This window comes from Vibrio sp. TRT 17S01 (assembly GCF_050113695.1).
In the GTDB taxonomy this organism is placed as follows: domain Bacteria; phylum Pseudomonadota; class Gammaproteobacteria; order Enterobacterales; family Vibrionaceae; genus Vibrio.
The window spans coordinates 137,272-160,348 of record NZ_JBNJOG010000001.1; the positions used below are offsets into that span (position 1 = coordinate 137,272).

23 protein-coding genes are annotated in these 23,077 nt (G+C 43.5%); 15 read left to right on the forward strand and 8 right to left on the reverse strand.

Annotation, left to right across the window (positions count from 1 at the left end):
• Positions 1 to 4: 4 nt before the first annotated feature.
• Positions 5 to 700: an orotidine-5'-phosphate decarboxylase gene (pyrF, locus tag ACQEXS_RS00575; RefSeq protein WP_427012471.1), complete on the forward strand. Its 696-nt coding sequence runs from the start codon at positions 5 to 7 to the stop codon at positions 698 to 700.
• Between the two features lie 64 nt (positions 701 to 764).
• Here the strand turns inward: pyrF and miaE are convergent, their stop codons facing one another.
• Both miaE and ACQEXS_RS00585 read right to left on the reverse strand, forming a co-directional pair.
• Entirely contained in the window at positions 765 to 1,535 is a 771-nt protein-coding gene (miaE, locus tag ACQEXS_RS00580; protein WP_427010957.1) for a tRNA isopentenyl-2-thiomethyl-A-37 hydroxylase MiaE, read from the reverse strand.
• 77 nt (positions 1,536 to 1,612) lie between these two features.
• Entirely contained in the window at positions 1,613 to 2,377 is a 765-nt protein-coding gene (locus ACQEXS_RS00585) for a DNA repair protein (protein ID WP_367988557.1), read from the reverse strand.
• Between the two features lie 305 nt (positions 2,378 to 2,682).
• Between ACQEXS_RS00585 and cysB the strand changes: the two genes are divergently transcribed.
• The 5 genes from cysB to ACQEXS_RS00610 all read left to right on the forward strand — a co-directional run bounded on the left by cysB (position 2,683) and on the right by ACQEXS_RS00610 (position 7,825).
• Entirely contained in the window at positions 2,683 to 3,657 is a 975-nt protein-coding gene (cysB, locus tag ACQEXS_RS00590) for an HTH-type transcriptional regulator CysB (RefSeq protein ID WP_367988558.1), read from the forward strand.
• Positions 3,658 to 3,712: 55 nt separating this feature from the next.
• Positions 3,713 to 4,906 carry a methyltransferase gene (locus ACQEXS_RS00595; protein WP_367988559.1) on the forward strand — a complete coding sequence of 398 codons (1,194 nt, stop codon included), beginning with the start codon at positions 3,713 to 3,715 and terminating at the stop codon, positions 4,904 to 4,906.
• Positions 4,907 to 5,068: 162 nt separating this feature from the next.
• Entirely contained in the window at positions 5,069 to 6,034 is a 966-nt protein-coding gene (locus tag ACQEXS_RS00600) for an ABC transporter substrate-binding protein (RefSeq protein ID WP_427012472.1), read from the forward strand.
• A 61-nt stretch (positions 6,035 to 6,095) separates the two neighbouring features.
• Positions 6,096 to 7,034: an ABC transporter permease gene (locus ACQEXS_RS00605; RefSeq protein ID WP_427012473.1), complete on the forward strand. Its 939-nt coding sequence runs from the start codon at positions 6,096 to 6,098 to the stop codon at positions 7,032 to 7,034.
• A complete protein-coding gene (locus ACQEXS_RS00610; protein WP_367988562.1) occupies positions 7,031 to 7,825 on the forward strand; it encodes an ABC transporter ATP-binding protein in 795 nt (264 codons plus the stop codon). The genes ACQEXS_RS00605 and ACQEXS_RS00610 overlap by 4 nt, the downstream gene beginning before the upstream one ends.
• A gap of 32 nt (positions 7,826 to 7,857) precedes the next feature.
• Here the strand turns inward: ACQEXS_RS00610 and ACQEXS_RS00615 are convergent, their stop codons facing one another.
• A complete protein-coding gene (locus tag ACQEXS_RS00615) occupies positions 7,858 to 8,742 on the reverse strand; it encodes a D-hexose-6-phosphate mutarotase (RefSeq protein WP_427012474.1) in 885 nt (294 codons plus the stop codon).
• Positions 8,743 to 8,898: 156 nt separating this feature from the next.
• Positions 8,899 to 9,894 carry a type I glyceraldehyde-3-phosphate dehydrogenase gene (gene gap / locus ACQEXS_RS00620; RefSeq protein WP_367988564.1) on the reverse strand — a complete coding sequence of 332 codons (996 nt, stop codon included), beginning with the start codon at positions 9,892 to 9,894 and terminating at the stop codon, positions 8,899 to 8,901.
• A 355-nt stretch (positions 9,895 to 10,249) separates the two neighbouring features.
• Here gap and msrB point away from each other — a divergent pair, with 355 nt between their 5' ends.
• Positions 10,250 to 10,648, forward strand: a complete 399-nt coding sequence (gene msrB, locus ACQEXS_RS00625; RefSeq protein WP_427012475.1) for a peptide-methionine (R)-S-oxide reductase MsrB — start codon at positions 10,250 to 10,252, stop codon at positions 10,646 to 10,648.
• 34 nt (positions 10,649 to 10,682) lie between these two features.
• On the opposite strand, the gene ACQEXS_RS00630 is transcribed toward msrB, so the two are convergent.
• Positions 10,683 to 11,501, reverse strand: coding sequence for a DUF2989 domain-containing protein (locus ACQEXS_RS00630; RefSeq protein WP_427012476.1), 819 nt, complete (start codon positions 11,499 to 11,501; stop codon positions 10,683 to 10,685).
• A 103-nt stretch (positions 11,502 to 11,604) separates the two neighbouring features.
• On the opposite strand from ACQEXS_RS00630, the gene ACQEXS_RS00635 reads away from it, so the two are divergent.
• The gene (locus ACQEXS_RS00635; RefSeq protein ID WP_367988567.1) at positions 11,605 to 11,889 is read left to right on the forward strand and encodes a YeaC family protein; all 285 of its coding nucleotides are present in this window, start codon (positions 11,605 to 11,607) and stop codon (positions 11,887 to 11,889) included.
• Between the two features lie 61 nt (positions 11,890 to 11,950).
• Here the strand turns inward: ACQEXS_RS00635 and ansA are convergent, their stop codons facing one another.
• A complete protein-coding gene (ansA, locus tag ACQEXS_RS00640) occupies positions 11,951 to 12,964 on the reverse strand; it encodes an asparaginase (protein ID WP_427012477.1) in 1,014 nt (337 codons plus the stop codon).
• Between the two features lie 177 nt (positions 12,965 to 13,141).
• Complete coding sequence (gene sppA / locus ACQEXS_RS00645) at positions 13,142 to 14,992, reverse strand: signal peptide peptidase SppA (protein WP_427012478.1); 1,851 nt, start codon at positions 14,990 to 14,992, stop codon at positions 13,142 to 13,144.
• Positions 14,993 to 15,243: 251 nt separating this feature from the next.
• On the opposite strand from sppA, the gene ACQEXS_RS00650 reads away from it, so the two are divergent.
• Complete coding sequence (locus ACQEXS_RS00650) at positions 15,244 to 17,247, forward strand: FAD-dependent oxidoreductase (RefSeq protein WP_427012479.1); 2,004 nt, start codon at positions 15,244 to 15,246, stop codon at positions 17,245 to 17,247.
• A 43-nt stretch (positions 17,248 to 17,290) separates the two neighbouring features.
• Here the strand turns inward: ACQEXS_RS00650 and purU are convergent, their stop codons facing one another.
• A complete protein-coding gene (purU, locus tag ACQEXS_RS00655; RefSeq protein WP_367988571.1) occupies positions 17,291 to 18,124 on the reverse strand; it encodes a formyltetrahydrofolate deformylase in 834 nt (277 codons plus the stop codon).
• A 199-nt stretch (positions 18,125 to 18,323) separates the two neighbouring features.
• On the opposite strand from purU, the gene ACQEXS_RS00660 reads away from it, so the two are divergent.
• The 6 genes from ACQEXS_RS00660 (at position 18,324) to ACQEXS_RS00685 (ending at position 23,047) form a co-directional block, all read left to right on the forward strand.
• Complete coding sequence (locus tag ACQEXS_RS00660; RefSeq protein ID WP_367988572.1) at positions 18,324 to 18,524, forward strand: hypothetical protein; 201 nt, start codon at positions 18,324 to 18,326, stop codon at positions 18,522 to 18,524.
• A gap of 96 nt (positions 18,525 to 18,620) precedes the next feature.
• Positions 18,621 to 20,549, forward strand: a complete 1,929-nt coding sequence (locus ACQEXS_RS00665; RefSeq protein ID WP_427012480.1) for an ATP-dependent DNA helicase — start codon at positions 18,621 to 18,623, stop codon at positions 20,547 to 20,549.
• Between the two features lie 12 nt (positions 20,550 to 20,561).
• Positions 20,562 to 21,263, forward strand: coding sequence for a tRNA (adenosine(37)-N6)-threonylcarbamoyltransferase complex dimerization subunit type 1 TsaB (tsaB, locus tag ACQEXS_RS00670; RefSeq protein ID WP_427010945.1), 702 nt, complete (start codon positions 20,562 to 20,564; stop codon positions 21,261 to 21,263).
• Positions 21,264 to 21,309: 46 nt separating this feature from the next.
• Positions 21,310 to 21,615, forward strand: coding sequence for a chromosome partitioning protein ParA (locus ACQEXS_RS00675; RefSeq protein ID WP_427010944.1), 306 nt, complete (start codon positions 21,310 to 21,312; stop codon positions 21,613 to 21,615).
• Positions 21,616 to 21,638: 23 nt separating this feature from the next.
• Positions 21,639 to 22,196, forward strand: a complete 558-nt coding sequence (locus ACQEXS_RS00680; protein WP_427010943.1) for a Slp family lipoprotein — start codon at positions 21,639 to 21,641, stop codon at positions 22,194 to 22,196.
• Positions 22,196 to 23,047: an alpha/beta fold hydrolase gene (locus tag ACQEXS_RS00685; protein ID WP_427012481.1), complete on the forward strand. Its 852-nt coding sequence runs from the start codon at positions 22,196 to 22,198 to the stop codon at positions 23,045 to 23,047. Before ACQEXS_RS00680 ends, ACQEXS_RS00685 begins: the two co-directional genes overlap by 1 nt.
• The last annotated feature ends 30 nt before the right edge of the window (positions 23,048 to 23,077 follow it).

Sequence of the window (23,077 nt, forward strand, 5' to 3'; positions counted from 1 at the left end):
TGAAATGATCGACCAAAAAGTCATTGTTGCGCTGGATTATGATAACCAAGCTGATGCATTAGCCTTTGTAGATAGAATTGATCCATCATCATGTCGCCTTAAAGTGGGCAAAGAGATGTTTACGCTATTTGGTCCTAGTTTCGTTAAAGAGCTACATAAGCGTGGTTTTTCGGTGTTCCTTGACCTCAAATTCCATGATATTCCTAACACATGTTCTAAAGCGGTTCGTGCTGCAGCTGAAATGGGAGTATGGATGGTAAACGTTCATGCTGGAGGTGGTGAGCGGATGATGACGGCCTCACGTGAAATCCTTGAACCTTATGGAAAAGACCGTCCACTACTTATTGGTGTTACGGTTCTTACCAGTATGGAACAGAGTGACTTGGCCGGAATTGGACTTGATATTGCTCCACAAGAGCAAGTCATTCGTTTAGCGAAACTCACAAAGGCTTCGGGATTGGATGGGGTAGTTTGCTCAGCTCAAGAAGCTTCAATGTTAAAGAGTGAGTTAGGTAAAGAGTTCAAACTTATCACGCCGGGAATTCGTCCAGCAGGTGCTGCTGTTGGTGACCAAAAGCGTATTATGACTCCTGTGGATGCAGTTCAGGCAGGATCGGACTATTTGGTTATTGGCCGACCTATTACACAAGCTGTCGATCCTGCAGCTGTTTTAGCCGAGATTAACGCAACACTGGTTTAATGCAGTTCACGTCATATAGATGATGAAGTAAAAAAGGATGCCTTTGATAAGCATCCTTTTTTATTTAGGCAGGTACGCCACTATGAAACTTAAAGTCATTATCTGGAGAGGAGATTAAATCAGCTTCAAGTTTCCCAAAATAATCCACGCGTTCACTGATATCTCTGCCAGCAATCTCTTCTGCTAATGTTAAGTAATCTTGATAATGCCTTGCTTCAGAACGCAGTAGAGAGACGTAGAATTTGGCAATATCTTCGTCCATATGAGGCGCAAGTTTGGCAAAACGCTCACATGAGCGAGCTTCAATGTAGGCACCAATAATTAATTTATCTATTAATGTTTGCGGTTCATGAGTGGCCATATTACTGATAAGACCTTTTGCGTAACGGCTTGCCTGTACTGGTTCATAAGCAATGCTGCGGTTTTCCATAATTTCTAACACTTGATAGAAGTGGTGTAACTCTTCTTTGATCAGTAATACCATTTTATCAATCAAGTCTTGGCTGTATGAAGAGTTTGACTTTGCCATAATTGCTTTCGAGATATTGCTTTTTCCTTTGAGAGTTTCAAGGCTTCCTGTTTTACGGTAAGCAAAGTCTTCGTAGGGTTTAAACCAATCAAGTAAATTATGAGCGCTTGATTGATCAACTGCGTATTTACGGATCAGGTACATTGCAGATTGCCCTGCTTTTAATTCGCACAATAAATGGTCTATTAAGACAACTTTTAAGTTTTCAGGTTTACGAGCTTCTTCTACCCATGCATCGGGCGTTGAGCATTGTAGGAAGCCGTTAATTGGCTCTAGGAGTGACTGGTATTGTTTTAGTTCGATCATTGGGCGGTCACTTTGCAAAAATAAATAGAAAAAAGGTCGCATCTGCGACCTTTTTGAAAACATGAAGTGGGATTATATTACCACTTTTTCTTTTCACCAAAGAGAACGTCCATATCGTCTTTACGTTCTTTCTGCTCGATCTGTTCAAGCTCTTCAGCACTTTTATTTTGGCGCTTCTGTTCGAGCTCGTCATACATGCCTTGCAGTTTTTCTCTGGCTTGGTTTGAGTAGCTGTCGTTTTTAGAGGCAAGCGCGTCTAAGCCTTTTCGCAGTAACTGAACAGCCGTTCCTGGCTGACCCCTTACAATTGAGTCGTTAGCCCGCTTAATTACGTTTTCAATATTAATACGAATTTGGATTGTTTCTAATCGAGCATTTTCGGCTACATAGGACTGAGTATCAAAGCGACCTTTGTTGTGTTCGCTTCGGATTGTATCACGAAGACGTTTTACCAGTTTCAGCATCACAATAGCTTGCTTGTCGCTGCTAGGAACTTTAAATGCGGTACTTTCGCCACCTTGATAGGTTTCATCCAGTTGCTTAATTTGTTGCTTTACGTGATCTACACGGTGGGCTAACTGCTTATTTTTGGGATCAAGCTGATGCATACTTTCTACGGCATCCAAGATTCGGTTATTCAGGCAGAGCAACAATTCCTTACTGTAAGGAAGGTGGTGTGCATGCCCAATAAGCTCTTCTGTCGCATCGATGATCGTTAAGTAACGTGCACCTTCTTGTTTCTTAGCTGTCTCGACCTTAACTTTGTATTGAAGCATGATGTTGTAGCCAAGGACCAACACTAATAAGATTGCGACTAACGCAATAATTAAACCAATATTCATAAATTCCGTATCTTATGTCTTTAATGGCTAGCAGATAAGGATACACGAATCTTAACTAACACTGCATCCATATTTCGCTCTTTTGTATTATGACTGTTTGCTTCTTGATAATTAAAGAAAATTACCTGACCATCATTCCATAATGAGTCATTGCTTGCAAAATACTTTGTTCTTCGCTCAATTCCTCTCCGAGCTTCTACAAAACAACAAATCCACTATCAATTTTATTCAAGAGGCGTTATAACTAAACATTATAAACTATGTTTGCTCGATATGGGGCGTCGAAAGGGATTACGAGGTCAAGAATGAAGTTACAACAACTGAAGTATATTGTTGAAGTAGTGAACCACAATCTGAATGTGTCTGCGACAGCTGAGAGTCTATATACTTCTCAGCCGGGTATCAGTAAACAAGTCAGGTTATTAGAAGATGAACTCGGTATCCAAATCTTTGAGCGTAGTGGTAAGCATTTAACTCAAGTGACCTCTGCGGGTGAAGATATTATTCGTATTTCTCAGGAAATCTTATCGCGAGTGGAGAGCATTAAAGCGGTCGCTGGCGAACACACGCACCCAGAAATGGGAACGTTGAATATATCAACTACTCACACTCAAGCACGTTATGCTCTTCCAGAGGTGATCAAAGGCTTCACCGCTCGCTACCCTAAAGTGTCTCTACATATGCATCAAGGCACGCCGACGCAAATGTCTGAAGCGATAGCAAAAGGGACTGCAAACTTTGCTATCGCTACTGAGGCTTTGCACTTGTATCAAGATGCAATCATGCTTCCTTGCTACCATTGGAATCGTTCGATTGTGGTTCCGAAGGATCATGCACTGGCGCAAAAAGAGCATATAACCATTCAAGATCTGGCTTCTTATCCACTCGTTACTTATGTGTTCGGTTTTACGGGGCGATCTGAGTTAGATACAGCATTTAATAAAGTCGGGCTTACGCCACGCGTGGTATTTACAGCAACAGATGCGGATGTGATAAAAACCTATGTACGAATGGGTATTGGGGTGGGTGTCATCGCAAGTATGGCAATCGATCAAGACAAGGATACGGATTTAGTCGCAATTGATGCAAGCCATATCTTTGGGGCAAGTACGACAAGCATTGGCTTCCGTCGAGGCACTTTTTTGCGCTCTTACATGTATGATTTCATGGAGCGTTTTGCTCCTCATTTAACTCGACCTGTTGTTGAGCAAGCCATTTCACTCAAGTCAAATGTTGAAATAGAGGAAATGTTTAAAGACATCGATCTCCCTGTTCGATAGCACTTTTCTTTTCATACCGGTTCCCTCAAAATACACGCCAACTTTTGGGGGAGCCATGAAGTCTGTTTTTATCTCGTTAGATTCACTATTATCACGCTATCAATCGTTGTGGCGTGCTGACCCTTTTTATTCTGCTTGCTCGGGTAAACCTGCTTGGGCTGAGCATTACCCTGAACTCTATCAAGCTTTGTTTAGTTTATCTGACGAAGAAGTAGAACGACTTAAGCATGATGCCTCGGCACTTAATCTATGGTTAACCCAATTTATTCCTGATTTAGCACAACTTGATCAATTGTCTTCTTTACCTTGTCGAGAAGAACATTTGCTTGATTTTTCTTCACGTCGTTATGCAGGTATCCCCGGACGAAAACTAGAGCAAATTGCTTCATTAAGCTATCACGTGATACAGCATCACAAAGGCTCTGAATGGTTGGAGTGGTGCTCAGGGAAGGGGTATTTGGGGCGTTTACTAGCATCTGAAAGTTCAGAACTGGTGACGAGTTTAGAGTACCAAGATGACCTTTGTCAGTCTGGTCAAGCAGAAGCTGACAAACAAAAACTTCCGATGACATTTGTTCAGGGGGATGCGTTAAGCCAACAGGTTGAATCAGTGTTTAACGTCAATCAACATGCTGTAGCACTTCATGCTTGTGGTGATCTACATGTTTCCCTACTTAAGATTGGTACAAAGCTCAGGCTTCCTGCAATATCGATATCACCCTGTTGTTATCACTTGATACAGAATGACGACTATCAGCCTCTGTCGGCTGAAGGGCGCGAGGCTTGTTTGCAACTCAAGCGGCAAGATTTGCGTATACCCTTGCAAGAAACGGTAACGGGAGGCGAACGAGTTAAACGTCACCGCTTTCTTGAAATGAGTTATCGACTGGGATTCGATTTGTTACTTCGCGAACAGTTGGGTATAACACAATACATTCCTATTCCGAGCATAAAAAAGTCTTCTTTAAATGAAGGGTTTGAAGTTTTTTGTTACTGGGCAAGTGAGAAAAAGAAAATAAGATTACCTGATGTGAATTTCTCGCTATATCAGGAAGCGGGAGAGCTACGCTATTGGCAGATGGAGAAATTGAGCCTAATTCAACAGGCTTTTCGTCGTCCATTGGAAATGTGGTTGGTGTACGATCGCGCTCTATATCTACAATCATGTGGTTATCAGGTTGAGTTATCGACCTTTTGTCCAAAGAAAATCACGCCTAGAAACATTCTCTTGCACGCGGAAAGAAAATAACGACTGACGATCAATCTTTGTTGCCTTATTGTTAAATCTTACTTCCAATTCCGTATCGTTACTGGTAATAATGTTGTTATCTGCACACTTAGTGTACAGGTAAATATAACAATACAATGAAACACAACATCCACACCACAGTGCTGAATTCAAGGAGTTGAGATGAAAGCAGGTAAAGCTATTGTAACCGCCGTTCTTGCAAGCGCGGCGGTATTATCATCGGCAAGCATTATGGCCAAAACCGCAAGAGTAGCAGTATCGCAAATTGTCGAGCATCCCGCTTTAGATGCGACTAGACAAGGCTTAGTCGAAGGTTTGAAAGCAAAGGGTTATGAGCAAGGAAAGAATCTAGAATTTGATTATAAAACTGCACAAGGAAACCCTGCTATTGCGGTTCAAATCGCAAGACAATACGTTGGAGAAAAGCCAGATGTATTGGTTGGCATTGCTACACCAACAGCGCAAGCACTAGTGTCTGCAACCAGAACAATTCCAGTTGTCTTTACGGCAGTCACTGACCCAGTTGGTGCTAAGTTAGTCAAAACAATGAAGGAACCAGGAAAAAATGTGACGGGCCTTTCTGATCTCTCACCTGTTAAGCAGCATGTTGAATTGATTAAAGAAATCTTCCCTAACGTTAAATCTATAGGGGTTGTTTTTAACCCAGGGGAAGCAAATGCGGTTACTTTGGTCGAACTACTGAAAACCAGTGCAAAAGAGCAGGGTATCAAAGTGGTGGAAGCGACTGCATTGAAAAGTGCGGATGTCCAGTCTGCAACACAGGCGATTGCAGCTAAATCTGACGTCATCTATGCGCCGACAGACAATACAGTTGCCAGTGCTATCGAAGGGATGATTGTTGCGGCAAACCAAGCCAAGACACCGGTTCTTGGTGGCGCAACTTCTTATGTAGAAAAAGGAGCAATAGCCAGTTTAGGTTTTGATTACTATCAAGTTGGTGTTCAAACTGCGGATTATGTTGCGGCGATCCTTGAAGGAGCGGAGCCAGGAACTTTGGATGTAAAAGTTGCTCAAGGCTCTGATTTGGTCGTTAACAAAAAAGCGGCTGAGAAATTGGGTATTGCATTGCCAGAGTCCGTCCTAGCTCGCGCAACCAGCGTGAAATAAAGCGATAATACGTATGCGGATAACAAGAGGTTGTCCGCAATTAGCAGAAAAGGGAGTTTGTATGTCTGCTTTTGCTTTTTTTGGTGCGTTGGAAATCGGTCTGCTATACGGTTTGGTCGCACTCGGCGTCTATTTAACATTTCGTGTTCTCGATTTTCCCGATTTAAGTGTTGATGGTAGTTTCCCAATGGGGGCTGCGGTTGCCGCGACGGCTATTGTTGCAGGTATTAATCCATGGATTGCAACTCTTATGGCGATAATGGCTGGTGCGGCGACAGGGTGGGTCACGGCATTTCTAGCTGTACGTTGTGGAATATTGCATTTATTGGCTTCTATCCTCACGATGATTGCAGCATTTTCAATTAATATTCGAATTATGGGTAAGCCCAATATGGCTTTGCTTGGTGAGGAAACCATTCTTACACCGTTTGAAGCCATTGGAGACCCTGTTCTAATCCGTCCTCTCATCGTTGGCTTATTAGTGTTAGTTTCTGCATGGCTCGTTGTTCGCTTGCTTAATAGCGATTTTGGGTTGGCGTTGCGAGCGACAGGGGTGAATGCGCGAATGGTTTCAGCTCAAGGAGCTAGCACATCATTTTATACTTATTTTGGTTTGGCTTTATCTAATGGCTTTGTTGGATTTGCCGGTGCTTTATTTGCCCAAACTAATAGCTTTGCTGATGTAACATCTGGTGTTGGTACCATTGTTGTCGGGCTCGCTGCTGTTATTTTAGGGCAGACGCTGATTCCCGGCCGTAAGATATGGGTTGCTGTTGTCGCCGTTATCGTTGGCTCGGTGCTTTATCGCTTGGTAGTTGCTTTTGCTTTAAGTACGGGTATGTTTGGCCTTCAAGCCTCAGATTTAAACCTAGTTACGGCCGTATTAGTCGCAATCGCATTGATCGCGCCGAAAATAAAAGGGAACTTAACGCCAAAAAAGATTAATGATCCTGCTCAGAAGCATGTTGAGCAGGAGAAAGAATCAGGAGATGTTGCATGATTCGATTGGAAGATATTAGGGTCACATTTAATCCTGGGACCATACTCGAGAATCAAGCTTTGAGAGGAGTCACTCTTGAGGTGCCTGAACATCAGTTTTTGACTGTGATTGGTTCTAATGGGGCTGGAAAATCGACGCTGCTTGGTGCGGTGACAGGCGAAACACCAATGATTGGTGGGAAAGTCATCATTGATGAAATGGACGTGACTCGACAAACCGTGGATCAGCGAGCAAGTCAATGTGCTCGAGTGTTTCAGGACCCACTAGCCGGAACTTGTGGTGACCTCACCATTGAAGAAAATATGGCGTTAGCGTATATGCGGGGGAAAAAGCGAGGTTGGAGTTTGTCGTTGTCTTCTCAGCGACGAAAGCTATTTCAAGAGCGAATCAGTATCTTAGGTCTTGGTTTAGAAGATCGGTTGGGAGATAACATTGGTCTGCTTTCCGGTGGGCAACGTCAAGCCGTGAGCTTAGTTATGGCTACGTTGTCAGAGAGTAAGTTGCTATTGCTAGATGAGCATACTGCAGCACTCGATCCAAGGATGGCGGCATTTATTATTGACTTAACGAAGAGGATCGTAAAAGAGTTCGACCTTACTGTAATGATGGTGACACATTCAATGAAAGATGCATTGGCATGTGGAGATAGAACCGTCATGTTACACCAAGGGGAAATTGTCCTTGATGTGAAAGGGGAGCAACGTAGCAATATGAAGGTTCCTGATCTATTAGAAATGTTCTCGAAAGTTCGAGGAGAAGAGTTAGCAGATGATAGTCTGTTATTAAATTAAAAAAGGAGGCTTGACGCCTCCTTTTTTTATTCTTACTGAACACCAATAGTGGTTACTAATAAGTGTGACTCACCTGGCTGAAGGGTTTTCCCCTCCTCAATAGTGGGGGCATGTAAAGTTGATTCAACGCACAGCATGGTTTCATAACCATTGTCGGCCATATCACTCATACCTTGTGCGCCTTCTGCCCATGGGTTCCACAATACCGCGGAATTGTGACCTTGGTTTTCTACATTCAGCGTGCGGTTTAATACCGGATCCTCCACTAGTATTTGTGCTTCTGGTTGTGTGTAAACTCGGTCAATCGTGTCAGTTAATTGCAGAACATCGCCGCCTTGGCAAACTTCACCTGCTTTTAAACCATCAATATATTCTGCACCCATGCCCATGGTTTGAACTTGTTTGATGTCGCCTACGTTTAGGTAAGTGTGTAATGCACCAGAGAAGACCCAAGCTTCATCGTCGATGTTCATCACTTTCAGCGTTACTTTTAGCTCTTCAGCTACTTCAACGACCAGACGAGCATCAAACATATGAGGCCAGATGTCGTGAATTTCTTCTGTTGGGAACAATGCGAGTTCAACGATTACGCCATTATCATTTTCGCGGTGTTCAACCAGTTCCCATTCTGCGGTACGTGCAAAGCCATGTGCAGGTGCTGCAATACGGCCAAACCACGGCCAACAAACTGGAATACCACCACGAAGTGCGGCTTTTCCATCAAAGATTGCTTTCTCGCTCATCCAAATCAGATCTTCTTGACCTGCTGGTGTAAACGAGACTACGTGGCCGCCGTGTAAAGCGATACCAGCCGTTGCTTTCTCATGAATAACGCGTACGACTTTAACTTGGTCAATTTCTACGATAGTGATGTTATCGGACAAGACAGTTAGGGCTGGGAGAGTTTTTAAATCCATCGTCTGTTTTCCTATGGTAGGGAGAGAAGAACCTCGACGTAGTATTCACAGTTATTGGTATATTGTCGAAGACTATGCTCAAATTTCAGATACAAAAAAGGCGACTCGTGAGCCGCCTTTTCTTTAACGAAGATCTTCGCTAAACGCTATTTCTAATTACTTAGAGATGTGAGCGATTAGGTCTAGAACTTTGTTTGAGTAACCGATTTCGTTGTCGTACCAAGATACAACTTTAACGAAGTTATCAGTTAGTGCGATACCAGCTTTAGCATCGAATACTGAAGTTTGAACTTCACCGATGAAGTCTTGAGAAACAACTTGATCTTCAGTGTAACCTAGAACACCTTTTAGAGCGCCTTCAGATGCTGCTTTCATAGCTGCACAGATAGCTTCGTAAGATGCACCGTTCTTAAGGTTAACAGTTAGGTCAACTACAGAAACGTTAGCAGTTGGTACGCGGAAAGCCATACCAGTTAGTTTGCCGTTTAGTTCTGGAAGAACAACGCCTACAGCTTTAGCAGCACCAGTTGAAGATGGGATGATGTTCTGAGAAGCACCACGACCACCGCGCCAGTCTTTAGCAGAAGGACCGTCTACAGTTTTTTGAGTAGCTGTAGTTGCGTGAACTGTAGTCATAAGACCAGATTCGATACCGAACTCGTCGTTAAGAACTTTAGCGATAGGCGCTAGACAGTTAGTAGTACAAGAAGCGTTAGAAACGATGTCTTGACCAGCGTAAGTGTCTTGGTTAACACCCATTACGAACATTGGAGTTGCGTCTTTTGAAGGACCAGTTAGAACAACTTTCTTCGCGCCAGCTTCGATGTGCTTACGTGCAGTCTCGTCAGTTAGGAAAAGACCAGTAGCTTCAGCTACAACGTCAACACCGATTGCATCCCATTTAAGGTCAGCTGGGTTACGCTCAGCAGTAACACGTACAGTCTTACCGTTAACGATTAGGTTACCGCCTTCAACTTCAACAGTACCGTTGAAACGGCCGTGAGTTGAGTCGTACTTAAGCATGTATGCCATGTATTCTACGTCGATTAGGTCGTTAATACCTACAACTTCGATGTCTGCACGCTCTTGCGCTGCACGGAATACGAAACGACCGATACGGCCAAAACCGTTAATACCTACTTTGATAGTCATTATAGTTGCTCCACAACTTAATTTCTGATTAAAGATAACTGGTAGTAAAATTACAAAATCCAGCCAAAATCTGCAACAGATAATCGGACTTAACTTGTTTAAAGTCAAAAAAAAGCGTCGCTTTTTTTCACAATTCGTCGCAATCGGTTAATTTTTAACCCTAATGTTGACTTTTGTTTTCACCAGTTGGCGTAAGATAACTTAGAGGTTTAAAAAAAGCTCAAAATTCAGTCATACTTTTACGGTGAGAAAGTATGTGCTACAAAGGGTGGCGTTAGCAAGTTTTTCGCGAAAAAAGTCAATATAAAAACTGAGAAAAGGAAGAAAAAAATTGAATAAATCAGGAGTGGGAAAAATGATTAAGTCAGATGAACAATGGCGTGAGCAGTTGACGGACGAAGAATTTAGAGTCTGTCGTGAACAAGGTACTGAAGCACCATTTAGTGGTAAATTACTCCACAATAAAGAGACGGGAATTTATACGTGTACTTGTTGCTCAGCGCCACTTTTTCAGTCTGACAATAAGTATGATTCAGGCTGCGGTTGGCCAAGTTTTGATGCGCCAGTTAATGAGACTTGTATCAAATATCTAGATGATTTGAGCCACGGAATGAAGCGTGTCGAGATACGTTGTGCGGCATGTGATAGTCATTTGGGGCATGTGTTTCCTGATGGGCCCAAAACTACGGGAGAGCGATTTTGTGTCAACTCTGTGTCGTTAATTTTCAACAAATCTAGTAAAAGCGGTGAATAGATCACCGCTCGTTGTTCTATCCTTTCATAATTTTCTAATCGATTTTAGATGTCATTGAAGTGCGATATTTTCCTGATTTTATCGCACTCTCTAAGTCGTCTGCGAGTTCCTGTAGTTGTCGGTACTTAGCATCGCTGAATCCATAGAGAAGTTGCAGCTCTTTGTCTGACGCAATGGGGACATCAAAGTTGCTGGCAACGATCGCCCATACGTAGGCTCGTTCCTTATTGTTTAAGCGATAATTAATACTGGCAAGAGACTTAAATATTTCAGGGTTAACATCATTCCCTTTGGACAGTTCAAGTGCGTGATTGAGTAATTTGATGGTTTTTTCTAGATCTCGGCTCGTGTAAAAGGTCGCTAGAGCATATTGCATTTCTGCGGTCTCAAGAGCGGGTGAGCCTTCCAACTGAAGAAAAGCTCGTTTAGCTTGGTCGTCTCCAATTTGGCTCCATAAAAAATAAAGTGCTTGAGGCGAGTTGGATTTTTTTAGCTCTTGGGCAATGCGCTCTTGCTCTTCACCTGAATGAATAAGTGCATTAAATCGGCGTTGTTTCAATTCGGTTTGATCGATTGGCTGTATTTGCGAAGCCAGTTCAAGGCATTTTTTGTATTCGCTAATCAATTGATATTCTTTGATCTGACGTGTGTCTGTCGGGTTTTTTAGCACTTCAAAACGGTGCCAAATTAAATCTGTTCGTGGAACCCGGCATTGCCCGTCATTGATATTGAGTTGTTCGCACCTCAACGCAGGATTGTCGTTGCACAATTGTTCGGTATTTTTTCTGCCTTCAAAGCATCCAGTGATACTTACGGCGACCATTGTTACTAACGTTAGTTTTATTGGTTTCATATTCGACTGCTTGTGATCAGTTACACTTATTCTTTTGCCTCACCTTGACTCAATTGCATTGCTGGTTATGGTTTATGGCAATCTCTATCATTAAGGATACATCATGGATGCACAACAGTTATTAAACGCTATTACACCGGAAGTATATGAGCGGCTGGTTTATGCTGTTGAAACAGGTAAGTGGCCTGAGGGTACACCACTTTCAAAAGAGCAGCGAGATTCTTGTATGCAAGCTGTGATGCTGTATCAATCTAAACATAATGATGATGCTCAGCATATGACGGTGGCGAAAGGTGGAGAGATCAATTTCAAATCCAAAGCTGAATTGAAAAAACAATTTTCGGCGAATGAGACCGATATTGTTAGGGTGAACATCAATCGCGATTAAGTGCGTTTGGAAATAAAAAAACCATTCAAGAGAATGGTTTTTTTATTATTTAAGTTAGGTGCTAGAGGCTCATTTCACCACGTAACACCTTTTGCATTTGAGTTTTGACTTCTTCATAAGACAAGCCCTGACTCAATAAGTAATGCAGTTTCGCTAATGCTGCTTCTGGAGTCATATCATAACCGCTGATCACGCCAGACTCAGCCAAAGCACAACCTGTGGCATAGCCCCCCATATTTACCTTGCCTGCCAGACATTGGGTCAGATTTACAACAATGACGCCACGTTCAGATGCTTCTTTAAGATGACCAAGTAACTCTGGGTTTTGCGGAGCATTGCCCACACCAAACGTCAATAAGATCATCGCATTAACGGGCTGCAGCAACGTATTTCGGATAACTTCGTGTGAAATGCCTGGATACATGGTGATCACGCCAATCGGTTGTGGTGTGATCGTATGCACCTTAAATTTACCTTGTGGTTTTTCATCAACTTTTACGTTGTTACTAACTTGAATATTGATGCCCGCCTCCAGCAATGGAGGTAAGTTGGGTGAGGTAAATGCATTAAAACCGTCTGCATGAGACTTAGTGCTGCGATTGCCACGCATTAACTGATTATTGAAGAACAGGGTCACTTCATTAATAGGGTAGTTGGCTGCGATATGTAAGGCATTCAGTAAATTTGCTTGACCATCCGAGCGCAATTCTGCAAGAGGAATTTGCGAGCCTGTAACAATGACAGGTTTCCCCAAGTTTTCCAGCATAAAAGACAGTGCAGAAGCGGTATATGCCATTGTGTCGGTGCCATGGAGAATCACGAACCCATCGTATTTATCATAGTTGTCACGAATGTCATCAGCGATTTGCTGCCAATCTGCAGGTGTCATATCAGATGAATCGATTAGAGGATCATATTCGTGGATGGTAAATTCTGGCATTTCTGGTCGGTGGAATTCAGGCATGCTTGCTAGTTGTTTTTCCATAAATCCGGCGATAGGAACATAGCCGTGATCTGATTTCTGCATGCCGATGGTTCCGCCTGTGTAGGCGATATAGATATGTTTTCTAGCCATGGTTTGAGACAACCAATGTAAATTAGGGAACAGAGCGGCGATTATAGCGAAATGGCTCGCAATAAAAAGAGCCTTCAGTCACTACTTGATTAGAGTTCCAGCAACCACTGCGAAAGTTTGATTTTGTTATTTGTTAGTGGGATTAAAAAAGCTAGGCCATTTGGCCTAGCTTTATAGTTATTGAACTTCGCAGGTGAGACAGAAAGAGTATTGCCCCTTTGGATCGTTTAAGCTGTCTAGTAGTGAAGCATCTTGTGCAAGCTGATTTGCAACGGGTAATAGGCTTTGCGGTATCAGACTTTGGAGGTTAACTCCGAGTTTGACAGTAACTTGATTCATGAATTCTTGGATGAATTGTTCAGCGGGAGACAATGGCTCTTCTACCCAGAAAACATTGTAGTTTTCGATTTGTGCAAGTTCAGCCGCAAGATCAAGTGCGTCATCAAAGTCGCCCATTTTGTCCACCAAACCATGCTCTAATGCATCTTGGCCTGTCCAGACTCGTCCTTGAGCAATACCATCAACTTGATTAACCGGAATGTCACGGCTATTGCTCACCAAAGAAATGAAGCGTTGATAGCCATGTTCGATGCCCATTTGGAAAGCATCTGCAGCGCCTTGGCTTAACCCTGTTGTGATGCCTACACCAGAGAATGGTGAAGTGCCGACACCATCGGTGTATACCCCAAGTTTATTAAGGCCTTTTTCGAATGTGGTAATAACGCTAAATATACCGATAGAGCCAGTGAGCGTTGTTGGTTGCGCTACAATTTGATCGGCTCCCATGGAAATCCAATACCCACCTGAAGCTGCAAGGCTCGACATGGAAACTACTACTGGTTTACCTGCAGCTTTAATTGCTTCAACTTCATTGCGGATGACCTCTGAGGCGAATGCACTACCACCAGGACTGTTGACGCGTAAAACCACAGCTTTGACCTTGTCATCATTGCGAGCTTGGCGCAATAGAGCAGCGGTGCTGTCGCCACCTACACTTCCACGTGGTTGCGTACCATCCATGATAGTCCCGCTAGCGACGACAACAGCAATATCATCACTGGCGATATCAAAGGTTGGTTTCATTGTTGCGAGGTAATCGTAATAACCAATGGCGTTGTAACTGTCTTCACCATCGCTACCGAAGGTCTCAACCAGTTTTGAGCGAACTTCTTGTCTGGTTGCTAGTTCATCAACTAACCCGAGGTTTTTTGATAATACAGCCAGATCACCATTGACATCTTTGAGCTGATGTAAGAAGTCATCCATGCTTGGATTTAACGTCTCTGGTGTGATGTTGCGATTGGTGGACACATCATCAACATACGCCCCCCAAAGTTGCGTTAACCAACGTGAGGCTGATTCCTTGGCTGCATCAGACATATCATCACGGACGAAAGGTTCAATCGCAGACTTATACGTCCCTACACGGAATACATGTGTATTAATATCTAGCTTCTCGAGCAGCGTTTTATAATACATAGAGTAGGAACTGTAGCCTTTGATCATGACAGCGCCATCAGGTGCTAAGTAGATCTTATCTGCATAGCTGGCTAAGTAGTATTGGCTTTGATTGTAAAAGTCGCCAACCGCATAAACTGGCTTTCCAGAAGTTTTGAATTCATTGAGCGCTTTTGCAATGTAGCGAAGTTTGGTGAGATTGGTCTCAGGCATATCACGTAGCGCAAGCACTAGGCCAGTGACGTTATCATCACTTTTGGCATATCTGATCGCTTCAACGACATCGAACAAGACATTCTCATGAGGGATCTCTTGACCAAACACCGAGCCCGTTAACGAATCCATAGGGTTGACATAAGTCGCTTGCTCAACAATTGGGCCTGATAGATTCAGAACTAATGCTGATTTGGTCGGAACGGACGGTGCTGCTGTATCTCCACTGGTGTATACGAAATAGATCACAGCAATACTGGCAATAAAGAACAGATTCATTAATGCTAGGCGCATGAAGGTGATGAGTTTCCATATCCCCTTAAAAATAAGCCCAACAAATTTAAATATTTTTTTCATTCTCTCTCCGCTTTGGAATACGTCGATAATCTCTACTAAACGTTTTCCTTCGGTTTTTTAGACACTTAACCGTGTGTTGTTCAGAAACATGCCTGACAACCTAAGTAGCTACCATCCTACTTAAAGTAGTACATGTGAACAACCTCAAGATTGATCGGTGTTACATAAATGTAAACGCTTGTTTGATTTTTGTTGCTGTTGGTAATATTGTGGTCAGACCAGAAAGATAATAATGAGAAGTGAAGTCTGCTATGTATCCGAATTTACTTAAACCATTAGATCTTGGTTTTACCCAACTGCGTAACCGAGTTTTGATGGGGTCAATGCATACTGGTTTGGAAGAGGATAAGGAAGGCCTCGGTAAATTAGCAGCGTTCTACGAAGAACGTGTTAAAGGTGGCGTTGGACTGATTGTCACCGGTGGTTTCTCTCCAAATTTACGTGGGCGTTTACATCCTTTTAGTGCCGAATTCAGTAAACCTAAACATGCTCAAGCTCATAAAGTAGTGACCGAGGCTGTGCACAAGCACGGTGGCAAAATTGCTCTTCAACTGCTCCATGCTGGGCGATACGCAATGCATCCTTTTTCCCAAAGTGCTTCAGCGATTAAAGCTCCGATTGCTCGTTTTGCTCCGAGTGAAATGAGTGAACGCCAGATCAAAAATACGATCGCGGCTTTTGCAACTAGCGCTTCCTTGGCGAAGCAAGCTGGTTACGATGGTGTGGAAGTGATGGGCTCTGAAGGTTATCTCATCAACCAATTTATCTGTAAACGCACCAATATGCGTTACGACGATTGGGGTGGGAGTTATGAAAATCGCATTCGCTTTGCGCTTGAAACGGTCAAAGCCATCAGGAAGTCTGTCGGTAGAGAATTCATTATTATCTTTCGATTGTCGATGTTGGATTTGGTGGAAGAAGGCAGCACGTTTGAAGAAGTGATACAACTTGCCCAAGCGCTTGAGCAAGCTGGTGTGACCATCATTAACACTGGTATTGGGTGGCACGAAGCAAGAATACCCACCATAGCGACACAAGTGCCAAGAGGCGCATTTACGTGGGTGACCGAGAAAGTAAAGCCACACGTGAATGTACCAATTGTGACTTGCAACCGCATTAATACGCCAGATGAAGCGGAAAAGATTTTAGCAAGTGGTCAGGCTGATATGGTGTCCATGGCGCGCCCGTTTCTTGCAGACCCTTATTTCGTAGCAAAAGCAGAAAATAATCAATCTCGACTTATCAACACTTGCATTGGTTGTAATCAGGCATGTCTTGATAACGTATTTAAAGGCAAACGTGCCAGTTGCTTGGTGAACCCGCTCGCGTGCCGAGAAACGGAGTTAGTGGTTACTCCAACTTCATCACCAAAATCTATTGCAGTTGTTGGCGCAGGTCCTGCCGGGCTTGCTTGCGCAACCACATTGGCTCAGCGTGGTCATAAAGTTGACTTATTTGAGCGAAATGATCGGATTGGTGGTCAGTTTCGATTAGCAATGCAAATTCCAGGAAAAGAAGAGTTTAGAGAAACTATTCGTTATTTTGCTAACCGAATCGAACAGACTGGCGTGAATCTATTGCTCGAAACAGAAGCAAACATGGCGTTGCTGAGCGAATATGATGAAGTGGTGATGGCTTCTGGAGTTGAACCACGCAAGGTTGAGATTGAAGGTATTGATAACCCGGATAAAGTTGTTGATTACCAAACGCTCATTAAAGACAAAACCTATGTTGGTAACAATGTCGCCATTGTTGGCGCTGGTGGTATTGGTGTTGATATTGCCACCATGCTTACAGAACCCACGGAGCATAGCTTGGATGATTGGCTACACGAGTGGGGGATTGATAAGGAAATTGGTCACCCAGGGGGCTTATTCCCATACCCGGACTCGGAGACTGATAAACAAGTTTGGGTACTGCAGCGTCGAAATGGCCGAGTAGGGAAAGGTCCGGGAAAAACGACAGGTTGGATCCACAAACGTACGTTGGAAAAAAGGGGAGTGAACCTGTTTGGTGGTGTCAGCTATGACAAAATTGACCATCAAGGACTTCATATTCATCACAATGGCAAGGAAGAACTTCTGCCAGTGGATAAAGTGGTGATTTGTGCTGGTCAAGAATCAGTACGTCCATTTGAAGCACAATGGTCGAGCCTTGAAGAAAAACTGCATGTGATTGGTGGTGCTGACTATGCTGGTGAGCTTGATGCAGTGCGCGCGATTCGGCAAGGCGTTGAATTAGCGTTAAAGCTATAACATCAATCAAAAAGGCCTCATTGTAATGAGGCCTTTTTACTATTTAGAGGATAACAGTTTTGTTTCCATATACAAAAACGTGATCATTCAAAACTTTATTCAATGCCTTGCTAAGAACATTTTTTTCAACATCACGGCCTGCTTGAGCCATGTCTTGGGCACTAAAGTTATGATCGACAGGAATCACATCTTGTTTGATGATCGGGCCTTCATCGAGATCGTTAGTTACAAAGTGAGCCGTCGCACCGATGATTTTTACACCACGCTCATAGGCTTGTTGATACGGTTTTGCACCAATAAATGCCGGTAAAAAGCTGTGATGAATATTGATGATTTTGTGATGATATTTTTCAACAAAACCTGGTGTGAGCACGCGCATGTATTTAGCCAGAACAAGGTAATCTGCTTGATACTGATCGATGACTTCTAACATCTTTTGCTCATGTTCTTCGCGGTTTAAACCTTCATGAGATACGCAATGGTATGGGATGCCAAATTTTTCTGTTAGATCACGCAGTGTGTCATAGTTGCCAACGACAGCTGCGATATCGACATCCAAACTGCCATCGAAATTCTTCATGAGAATATCGCCAATACAGTGGGCTTCTTTGGTCACGAGAATGACGATACGTTTACGTGATGAATCGACCAATTTACGCTTCGCTTTTTCAGGTAGTGCTTGATCTAAGTCCGCAAGGAAAGTTTGATCATTGAAATAGCCTTCAAGCTCAGTGCGCATAAAGAAATGGCCGCTGGTGTTATCAACAAACTCATTGTTGTGAATGATGTTTAACTGATGTTTATAACAAATATTGGTTATTTTTGAGATAAGACCCGGTGCGTCTGTACAGTGGGTCAACAGTGTTTTCTTTTCCATTTAGTTCGTACTTCCGTGAATTATTTTTTTTGTATGGTGAATTTTTTTCGGGCTAGCGAACGGTGAACTAAGCCGCAATATCACAGCTACAATTAAACTAATATCAAGTTGGTTTCAACAAATAATCTGAGTTAACCGTTTGGTTGACCGCATTTGTTGAAGATTCTCTCCCTCATTTGAGTGTCTTAAGGTGGTATTTATGGATAGAGAACTACTCGCGCGCAAACTGTATTCAGAACGAGTAAGCGAATTAGTTGGGAATCATGAAATTGATGATGCTTTACTCATGGAACTATGGGAAAGTAAAGCCTCACCCAGTGAAGCAGCAAAAATAATCACAGACAATCAGAACGAATTCTTTGGGCCTTCTTGGCTTGCACGCTACTTAAATCGCCGTTAATTTTCTGCCACTGAGCGCGGAGTCAAAATCGGATTCGCGCTCCATTCCAAAAACTGCCATAATCCTCTCTATTCTCAAAATACTGTACCGATATACATGATCTCGAAAACCTTTTCTGCTGATGGGGCGCTAGGCAAAGCTATCCCCGGTTTTCAACCACGACAAGCTCAGCTCGATATGGCGGAGGCAGTTTTAAAAACCATCCAGCAACAGGTGCAATTGGTGGTTGAAGCAGGAACAGGTACCGGGAAAACGTTCGCTTATTTAGTCCCAGCTTTATTGAGTGGAAAGAAAACGATCATCAGTACAGGGTCGAAAAACCTTCAAGAACAACTCTTTCACCGTGATCTGCCTTTAATGACCAATGCATTGGGTTTCTATGGGCAAGTCGCTTTATTAAAAGGCCGAGCCAACTACCTGTGTTTAGATCGACTAAGTCGTCAAATGGTGGAAAGCCATTCTCACCAAGCTGACCCGGCTTTATTGAGTCAGTTAGTTAAAGTGCGTAGTTGGGCTTCTGAAACAAAGACTGGGGATTTGGGTGATTGTGATGCCATCGCTGAAGATAGTTTAGTGATTCCCACGATTACCTCAACGAACGACAATTGTTTAGGGAAGGAATGCCCAAGCTATCAAGAGTGCTTTGTTTTAAAGGCACGTAAGAAAGCGTTGGATGCAGATGTCGTCGTGGTCAACCACCATTTATTTCTTGCCGATCTTGCAATCAAAGAGACTGGCTTTGGTGAGCTTATCCCCGAAGCGGATGTCTTTATTTTTGATGAAGCACATCAACTTCCTGACATTGCTAGCCAATACTTTGGCCAATCAGTCTCTAGTCGCCAAATCCAAGAGTTAGCGAAAGACATTGAAATTGGTTATCGGACAGAAGCGAAAGACATGCGTCAATTGCAAAAGGTCGGTGAGAAATTGGTTCAAAGTGCCATGGACTTGCGAATCACGCTAGGAGAACCGGGGTTTCGTGGCAATTGGCGTGAGGCGATACAATCGCCATCGATTGCTCGAGAACTGGAGCGAGTGAGAGAAGCGCTAGATTTTGCTGTTGATGTATTAAAACTAGCGCTGGGTCGGAGCCAATTATTAGACACTGCATTTGAAAGAGCCAATACCATTAAGGGTCGCATTGACCGAGTTTGCGATGTCTCCATTACTGGGTATTCGTATTGGTATGATACTACGCCACGCCATTTCAGCTTGCATATCACACCGCTCTCTGTGGCTGATAAGTTTCATGAACAAATTGAGATGAAGCAAGGGGCATGGATTTTTACGTCGGCGACGCTGGCAGTAAATGGCGATTTTGGCCACTTTACGTCAAGATTAGGGCTGAAGCCTCAGTCTCAGTTTTCCTTACCAAGTCCTTTTGATTATCAACAACAAGCAAGGCTATGTGTGCCTCGTTATTTACCTGAGCCGAATAGTCCGGGATTGGCGCAAAAGCTGGTGGATATGCTTGCACCAGTGATTGAACAAAACCAAGGGCGCTGCTTTTTTCTCTGTACATCACATAGCATGATGCGTGAACTTGGTAAACTGTTTCGAGAGGTGCTGGATTTCCCAGTTCTATTACAAGGTGAGACCAGTAAGCAGAAAACGCTGGCTGAGTTTATGGAGCTAGGTAATGCGCTGTTAGTTGCCACGGGAGCATTTTGGGAAGGGATAGATGTTAGAGGTGATGCACTCAGCTGTGTTATTATCGATAAATTGCCTTTTACAGCGCCAGATGACCCATTGCTTAAAGCGCGAATTGAAGATTGTCGCCTAAAAGGCGGAGACCCATTCGCACAGGTACAGTTACCAGATGCTGTAATTACGCTAAAGCAAGGGGTTGGACGATTGATCCGAGATAAGAAAGATCGAGGGGCATTGATCATCTGCGATAACCGATTAGTTACTCGAGATTATGGTGGTGTGTTCTTATCCAGTTTACCACCCATCCCAAGAACGCGGGATTTGGATAGGGTTAAAGCGTTCCTACAACAGATTTCAGAAACAACAAACGAATAGTTAGAGATGTCGATGAGTGTAAAAATTCTTGCTCTAGATACTGCAACAGAAAACTGCTCTGTTGCACTCATGGTCGGAGACCAAATATACGTCCGCAGTGAAGTTGCACCGCGTGATCACACAAAAAAAGTATTGCCAATGGTGGATGAGGTATTAAAAGAAGCCGGAATCACACTGAGTGAATTAGATGCGTTAGCCTACGGTCGTGGGCCTGGTAGCTTCACGGGAGTCCGCATTGGCATTGGAATTGCACAAGGTTTAGCATTTGGCGCAGATCTGCCGATGATCGGTGTATCAACACTTCAAGCCATGGCACAAGGCTGTTACCGAAAGCATCAAGCTACCCGTGTTGCTTGTGCGATTGATGCTCGTATGAGTGAAGTGTATTGGGGACGCTTTGGCCGTCAAGAAGATGGCAGTTGGGATGCGATAGATCAAGAATGTGTTGTTCCACCTACTGAAGTCGCTGAGCAAACGGTTCTCGATGAGCAGGTTTGGTATACAGCGGGCACTGGTTGGGAAGCGTACAGCGAAGAATTTTCAGCGTTGCAACTGAAGCGTCAAGCCAGTGATGTTTTCTTTCCCGACGCGGAAGACATTGTCTATTTGGCAAAGTTAGAGCTGGAGAAAGGCAACACGGTGGCTGTGGAAGATTCTAGCCCCGTTTACTTACGCGATAAGGTTGCTTGGAAAAAGTTACCGGGACGTGAGTAAATACGGAAAGGGCTGGTAAAACAGCCTTTTTTATTAAAGGAACGATATGGTATCGATTAATGGTTTACCTCCTTCTCAGGTCCCTGGTTCTAACCGAACGAATAAGACCAACAAAAAGAACGAAGTAAAGAAATCTCAAGCTCAGTCTCAAGTTGGCCAACCTACTAAGGTTGCCAACGCGGTTGCTCATAGCATTCGTCAAGTGAAAGAGTCTGATATACATCGGGCTCAAATCCAATATGATCTCCCTGAAGGGCAAGGTCGTAAAGCAATGGAAGAGTATATGAATGTGATGAACCAAGCCAAGCGAGAGGAACTTAGCCAGCTTTTAGGCGTCGATATTTACATCTAGCTTTATCAACAATGGAAAATATCATGCCTCGTTTAGCCTGCCGTTTCATCATCTCAATGGCTGCACTCATTTTATTGTCAGCCTGCAGCACATTGCCAGAAAACCTCAAAACCGATTCTATGCCGGTGACAACCGATTACCAAGCGTGGAACTCTGGCTCTATCAAGTCGGACAGCATGATACGCCTTGGTGGAATGATTGCCGATGTAAGAAACTTAGCGGATAAAACGCGAGTTGAAGTTGTTAACATACCGATCGATAAAACAGGCCGACCAAACATAGATACAGAACCAAGTGGACGTTTTGTTGCTTACATCGACGGTTTTGTTGATCCGGTCACCTTTGCAAAAGGGCGATTGGTGACGGTATTGGGCGCCGCGAGTGGCACTGAAAAAGGTAAAGTCGGGCAGTATGACTATATCTTTCCAGTCATGAAAGGAGTGGGTTACCACTTATGGCGTGTTGAAGAGCGGGTGATTGTAAATGACTTCAACAGCCACTATTACCCTTGTCGTGGCATCTTCTGTCGTGACCCTTTTCCAAGGGTATCTCAAGGGCAAGTGATTCAGGTCGTAAAATAATGCTCAAATCTTGTCATTATTCAATTCATGGCGGTGAGATCGCCGCTTTGGAAGTAGGGAATATGGAAACGGCCGAAACATCGGTCGTTTTTCTTCATGGCTGGTTAGATAATGCGGCTAGCTTTATAACGACGATAGAAGCACTTCATCGCCACAACCCATCACTGCATCTTTGCGCAATCGATTTACCTGGACATGGTCTCTCAACCCATAAATCTGGCAGTAACTTTTATCCATTTCATGACTATATCGACGACGTTTATCAAGTTTTGTCTAATTTTTCAGCAAACAAACGGGTGTTGGTAGGACATTCTCTTGGTGCTTTGATTGCGAGTTGTTATAGTGCCGCCTTTCCTGAGCAGATCTCGGGGTTAGTTCAGATAGAAGGCTTTGGTCCATTAGCTGAGCCTGCGTCAAATGTAGTCGCTCGCCTGCGGGATGGTGTGCTGAGTCGTCAACGCATTCGGCGAAAACCACAGAGAAGTCCTGCTAGTATCGAAGAGGCTGTTGCTCGCAGAGCGAAAGTAAACCAGTTAGAAGCAATGCAGATAGAGCCAATTGTGCGTCGAGGTTTGATACAAGAAGACTCAACGTGGCGTTGGCGACATGATCAAAAGTTACAAAGTGATTCCTTATACCGTATGCACTTTGAACATGCAGCAGGCATACTTCAAGCAGTCCAATGCCCACAGTACATTATTCTAGGAGAAGACGGCTTCTCATACTTGAATACTCAGATAGAAAAATGGCCTAACTTTGATGTTCATGTCATCAAAGGAGGACATCACTGCCATTTACAGTATCCATCTAGAGTATCTGATCTAATTTTTGGCTTAGTTAACAAAATTTAAACAAGTGTTTGAGTCTTTCGTGCTCAAGCC

What these genes read in the sequence shown, in the direction of transcription:
- pyrF (WP_427012471.1), top strand. Translation starts at nt 5, where the DNA reads ATGATCGACCAAAAAGTCATTGTTGCGCTGGATTATGATAACCAAGCT.
- miaE (WP_427010957.1), bottom strand. Translation starts at nt 1,535, where the DNA reads ATGATCGAACTAAAACAATACCAGTCACTCCTAGAGCCAATTAACGGC.
- ACQEXS_RS00585 (WP_367988557.1), bottom strand. Translation starts at nt 2,377, where the DNA reads ATGAATATTGGTTTAATTATTGCGTTAGTCGCAATCTTATTAGTGTTG.
- cysB (WP_367988558.1), top strand. Translation starts at nt 2,683, where the DNA reads ATGAAGTTACAACAACTGAAGTATATTGTTGAAGTAGTGAACCACAAT.
- ACQEXS_RS00595 (WP_367988559.1), top strand. Translation starts at nt 3,713, where the DNA reads ATGAAGTCTGTTTTTATCTCGTTAGATTCACTATTATCACGCTATCAA.
- ACQEXS_RS00600 (WP_427012472.1), top strand. Translation starts at nt 5,069, where the DNA reads ATGAAAGCAGGTAAAGCTATTGTAACCGCCGTTCTTGCAAGCGCGGCG.
- ACQEXS_RS00605 (WP_427012473.1), top strand. Translation starts at nt 6,096, where the DNA reads ATGTCTGCTTTTGCTTTTTTTGGTGCGTTGGAAATCGGTCTGCTATAC.
- ACQEXS_RS00610 (WP_367988562.1), top strand. Translation starts at nt 7,031, where the DNA reads ATGATTCGATTGGAAGATATTAGGGTCACATTTAATCCTGGGACCATA.
- ACQEXS_RS00615 (WP_427012474.1), bottom strand. Translation starts at nt 8,742, where the DNA reads ATGGATTTAAAAACTCTCCCAGCCCTAACTGTCTTGTCCGATAACATC.
- gap (WP_367988564.1), bottom strand. Translation starts at nt 9,894, where the DNA reads ATGACTATCAAAGTAGGTATTAACGGTTTTGGCCGTATCGGTCGTTTC.
- msrB (WP_427012475.1), top strand. Translation starts at nt 10,250, where the DNA reads ATGATTAAGTCAGATGAACAATGGCGTGAGCAGTTGACGGACGAAGAA.
- ACQEXS_RS00630 (WP_427012476.1), bottom strand. Translation starts at nt 11,501, where the DNA reads ATGAAACCAATAAAACTAACGTTAGTAACAATGGTCGCCGTAAGTATC.
- ACQEXS_RS00635 (WP_367988567.1), top strand. Translation starts at nt 11,605, where the DNA reads ATGGATGCACAACAGTTATTAAACGCTATTACACCGGAAGTATATGAG.
- ansA (WP_427012477.1), bottom strand. Translation starts at nt 12,964, where the DNA reads ATGGCTAGAAAACATATCTATATCGCCTACACAGGCGGAACCATCGGC.
- sppA (WP_427012478.1), bottom strand. Translation starts at nt 14,992, where the DNA reads ATGAAAAAAATATTTAAATTTGTTGGGCTTATTTTTAAGGGGATATGG.
- ACQEXS_RS00650 (WP_427012479.1), top strand. Translation starts at nt 15,244, where the DNA reads ATGTATCCGAATTTACTTAAACCATTAGATCTTGGTTTTACCCAACTG.
- purU (WP_367988571.1), bottom strand. Translation starts at nt 18,124, where the DNA reads ATGGAAAAGAAAACACTGTTGACCCACTGTACAGACGCACCGGGTCTT.
- ACQEXS_RS00660 (WP_367988572.1), top strand. Translation starts at nt 18,324, where the DNA reads ATGGATAGAGAACTACTCGCGCGCAAACTGTATTCAGAACGAGTAAGC.
- ACQEXS_RS00665 (WP_427012480.1), top strand. Translation starts at nt 18,621, where the DNA reads ATGATCTCGAAAACCTTTTCTGCTGATGGGGCGCTAGGCAAAGCTATC.
- tsaB (WP_427010945.1), top strand. Translation starts at nt 20,562, where the DNA reads ATGAGTGTAAAAATTCTTGCTCTAGATACTGCAACAGAAAACTGCTCT.
- ACQEXS_RS00675 (WP_427010944.1), top strand. Translation starts at nt 21,310, where the DNA reads ATGGTATCGATTAATGGTTTACCTCCTTCTCAGGTCCCTGGTTCTAAC.
- ACQEXS_RS00680 (WP_427010943.1), top strand. Translation starts at nt 21,639, where the DNA reads ATGCCTCGTTTAGCCTGCCGTTTCATCATCTCAATGGCTGCACTCATT.
- ACQEXS_RS00685 (WP_427012481.1), top strand. Translation starts at nt 22,196, where the DNA reads ATGCTCAAATCTTGTCATTATTCAATTCATGGCGGTGAGATCGCCGCT.